The sequence below is a fragment of the Xanthovirga aplysinae genome (assembly GCF_009711365.1).
GTDB classification, from domain to species: Bacteria; Bacteroidota; Bacteroidia; order Cytophagales; family Cyclobacteriaceae; genus Xanthovirga; species Xanthovirga aplysinae.
Window position 1 is genome coordinate 1 of the sequence record NZ_SMMB01000768.1, and the last position, 3,807, is coordinate 3,807.

Annotated in this window: 3 protein-coding genes; 2 read left to right on the plus strand and 1 reads right to left on the minus strand. The window is 35.1% G+C overall.

Features of this window, described 5'->3' with window-relative positions; all coding sequences use genetic code 11:
• A partial coding sequence (locus tag E1171_RS05380; protein ID WP_155204832.1) for a universal stress protein occupies positions 1–645 on the plus strand: 645 nt, incomplete at its 5' end.
• Positions 646–754: 109 nt separating this feature from the next.
• Here E1171_RS05380 and E1171_RS05385 read toward each other — a convergent pair.
• Positions 755–2,791, minus strand: a complete 2,037-nt coding sequence (locus E1171_RS05385) for a S9 family peptidase (RefSeq protein WP_155204834.1) — start codon at positions 2,789–2,791, stop codon at positions 755–757.
• Between the two features lie 639 nt (positions 2,792–3,430).
• Between E1171_RS05385 and E1171_RS05390 the strand changes: the two genes are divergently transcribed.
• Positions 3,431–3,807 (plus strand): hypothetical protein (locus tag E1171_RS05390; RefSeq protein ID WP_222931404.1); only part of this gene is annotated, 377 nt, incomplete at its 3' end.

Below are 3,807 nucleotides of genomic sequence, written 5' to 3' on the forward strand. Positions count from 1 at the left end.
AATGAACCAAGGTTTGAAGGTGTTGCAGTTTCATGGAAGGTAGAATTTGGAGGGCCCTATAGCCATATTTCAGCACAAATTGCCGAAAAGCAGGTTGACTTAGTGGTGATGGGTTCGAAAGGAGTTACTGGCTTAAAAGAAGTTTTTGTTGGGTCAAATACAGAGAAGGTGGTGCGCCACGCTAAATGCCCTGTGATTACAATCAAAAAGCCGGTAAATGTTTCTTCAATAAAGGAAATAGCATTTGCGGCAAGTTTAAGAAAAGATGAAGGGGCTGTTATTGATGCAATGAAAAAACTTCAGGAGATTTTTGATGCCAGATTAAATATAGTAATGGTGAATACGCCAAATAACTTTATGAGTGACCGGGATATAAAGAAACAGATGAGAAGGCTTATTGAGAAGCATGGATTGGAAAATTATACTTTAAATATCTATAATGAAGTAGTGGAAGAAGATGGGATCGTATTTTTTGCTGAAGAAATTGGGGCCGATCTCATTGCCTTGGGAACACATGGCCGAAAAGGTTTGATGCATTTCTTTGGAGGGAGCATTACCGAAGATGTGGTAAATCACGCCAATCGACCCGTATGGTCATTTAATATCCACCAACCTAAAAAGGTAGCTGTGCCTCAAGTAGAATAATTAAATGAATTTGAAAGAAATGAGGTGGAGGAATATCAACCCTTGAGTTGAAGGGAGAAAATAAAATGGCAGGAGTCTTCCCTGCCATTTTCTATTAAAATATTCTATTTTATAATGTTTTTCCCTTGAGGTGTCTTGCCAAAAAGCCCATCATGGTTTTATAAAGTTCGATTCTATTTTCTTCATGCCCAAATCCATGCCCTTCGTTATATTTAACCATATATGGAACATCAAATCCTTTTGCACGAAGAGTCTCTACAATTTGATCAGACTCATTAATGTTTACCCTTGGGTCATTAGCACCTTGAATAACAAATAAAGGTTTACTGATTTTATCCGTATTCAGCGCTGGAGAAACTTCCTCCATTATTTTCTTTTCTTCCGGGTTCTCTGAGTCATACCATTGCGCATAAAACTGTTTCATGAAGGGTTTCCAATAAGCTGGGAAAGAATTTACAAAAGTGAAGAGGTTAGATACCCCAACATAATCTATTCCACAAGAGTAAAGGTCTGGGGTTTTTACTAAACTTCCTAAAGTAGCTAAACCTCCGTAACTTCCTCCATAAATAGCTTTCTTGTCTTTATCTACCCATCCTTGTTCTATAACATAGGCTACAGCATCTTCCAGGTCATTGAGCATTTTTCTACCAATTTGTTTACTTCCAGCTAAGAAAATTTCTTTTCCATATCCACCTGAGCCTCTATAATTCACCTGTAAAGTAGCATATCCACGGCTCGCAAAAAGCTGGGTCTCCGGGTTAAAACCCCAGGAATCTCTTACTCCATAAGGACCTCCATGAGGGTTAACAATCAAAGGTACTTTCTCTCCTTTTTTTACTGCTTTAGGAAGGGTAATATACCCATAAAGAGTAAGGCCATCTCTAGTTTTAAACTTTATAGATTTCATTTCCGCCATATCTCCCTCTTTTAATTGAGGCATCAGGTTAAGGATTTTGGTGAATTTATCCTTACTGACATCGTAAGTATAGTATTCCCCATAAAGTTTGTCACTCGTTACATAGAGTAAGTATTTGCTTTCATCATCCGTATTGTCCGCAATGTTAAATTCCTTTCCTTTAAATTCTATAGTGAATTTTTTATGCAGTTTTTGATAATGAGCACTAATAGGTTCAATGTGAGATTTTTCTCCTTCGTAATGGAAATAGTCAATTTCATAATTCCTTTTTCTTGAGCGAGAAAGTCCCCCCACATCAAAAGTTGGATTTTCAAATACGATTTCTAGCACTTTCTTTTCCTTCAGGTCATAGCTCGCAATGACCTTTTTATCCCTCCCTACATTGGTTATCACATAAGCCTGGTGCGGGTTCGAACCTTCATAGTCAAAGCCAATAATACTAAAGGTACTTTTCCAATCCGTTTTTTGAACTACCTCAAATGGGCTGTCTTCTGAGATTCGATAGAGTAATTCATACTCTGTCCCATTTACTTGACGTGTTAGCGCCCTAAGAGTACCATTTTTATCAAAATCATAGCCCATTATGGGACTGGTCATATCTGTATTTTCATAAAGCTTTTTTAAATCCCCGCTTACAATATTTAGTTTGTAGGGTTCAAATACCTGGGGATTATCCTTGTTCATTTGAATGATGACTTCATCAGGTATATCCTTAAGCATATTGGTTAACTGGACCCTTGCTCCATCAAATGGGGTTAATGCTTTTTGATCACCTCCATCGATGTTAGCAGCAAATAAGTGATAGTTTTCGTTACCACCCTCGTCTTTTAAATATAAAAGCCGGTTGTTATTGGCCCAGCCGTAATCACGAATCAGCTCTTTTCCTTCTTCAATTGCTTTGGAAATCTTTCCAGTCTCTGTATTTTTTACAAAAATATGACGCTTCCCATTTTCATCTTTTTCTCTATATGAAAAATATTTCCCATCTGGAGAAAATTGGAAACCGCTTGTTTTAGGTCTCTCAAAATAGTCCTCTACCTCGTATTTAAAATTTCCCACCTCCAAGGCTGCAATTTTAGCTAATTCTTCTTTGGAAGACGGAAGGGAAGTATTACCTGGAAGTTCCTGCTCTTCTGTAACAGTTGATTGCGCCTGAACTGTACTAAACTGAAACAGGGAACATACAGTAAAGCAAATAGAAAGTTTTTTAAAAGTTTTTTGTGTTTGCATCTACATTTAATTCAAATTGAACATTTATTTTAGTGTAATCTCTCCTAGTTCCCTTTCAGTATTTATTCTGACTCAAGAATTTAAAAAAATCACACTTTTGATATATTGTTTTGAAATATCAAAAAATACACCAAATTAATAATGTGTTATGAATCAATGTTTCTTGTGATAAGTGATGTTGAAAAGTGTTCAAAATCGTTCAGTTTTGTGTTGAAAGATGAACAGTTAGGCTTGGGAAAACCTATTTCTATAGTATGGATTATTTCTACTCTATTTCCCTTTTCCAATTTCAACTTTATATTATTTAGATAAAAATAATCTGCAATTAAAGAGGGAAATAGGTTTATTGGGAGATGTAAGTTTTTATTCTAGAATTGGGTTAAAAAGTGCTTTATTTTGCTTAATCGTCCAAAGGGCTTCTTAGGTTTCTTGCTTTAGATTAAGATATGCTTTAGGGGTATTATTTAAAGCTTAGAAAAATACGAGGAAATTGGAAAAAGATAACAATTGATTTGCTTAACAGAGAGTTTTTGAAATTTTATTACTTTCAATTTTTGGAGACTTTGGTTAAGTTTGTAAATTATTTGATGCCCTCATATTGTTTTTTATCTCAATATCTTAACCAAAATTTTTGTTAAAATGTATAAACCAATCGTAAAGTTTATCTTAGTCCTTGTATATTTTTTAGTAATAGTAAATTGCTCCTATGGACAGGAGAATTATTTGCCTGGTAGTTTGATTTCCATCGAGGGGGACACTTTGAAAGGTTTTATTGACTATAGAAATTGGGATTACAATCCTGATGAGATTTTTTTTAAAAGTGGTGAAGATGGGGAAATAATTACCTATAAACCGAAAGATATTTTGGGCTTTAAGGTAAAGGATGAAGTTTATGTTAGCGCTAGTGTTGAGGTTGAATTGAGTTCTATTAGAACCAATGATCTTACCTATAGTCCTGAATTGATAATTAATGTTGAGTCTGTATTTTTGCAGACAATGTTTGAAGGCTCAAAATC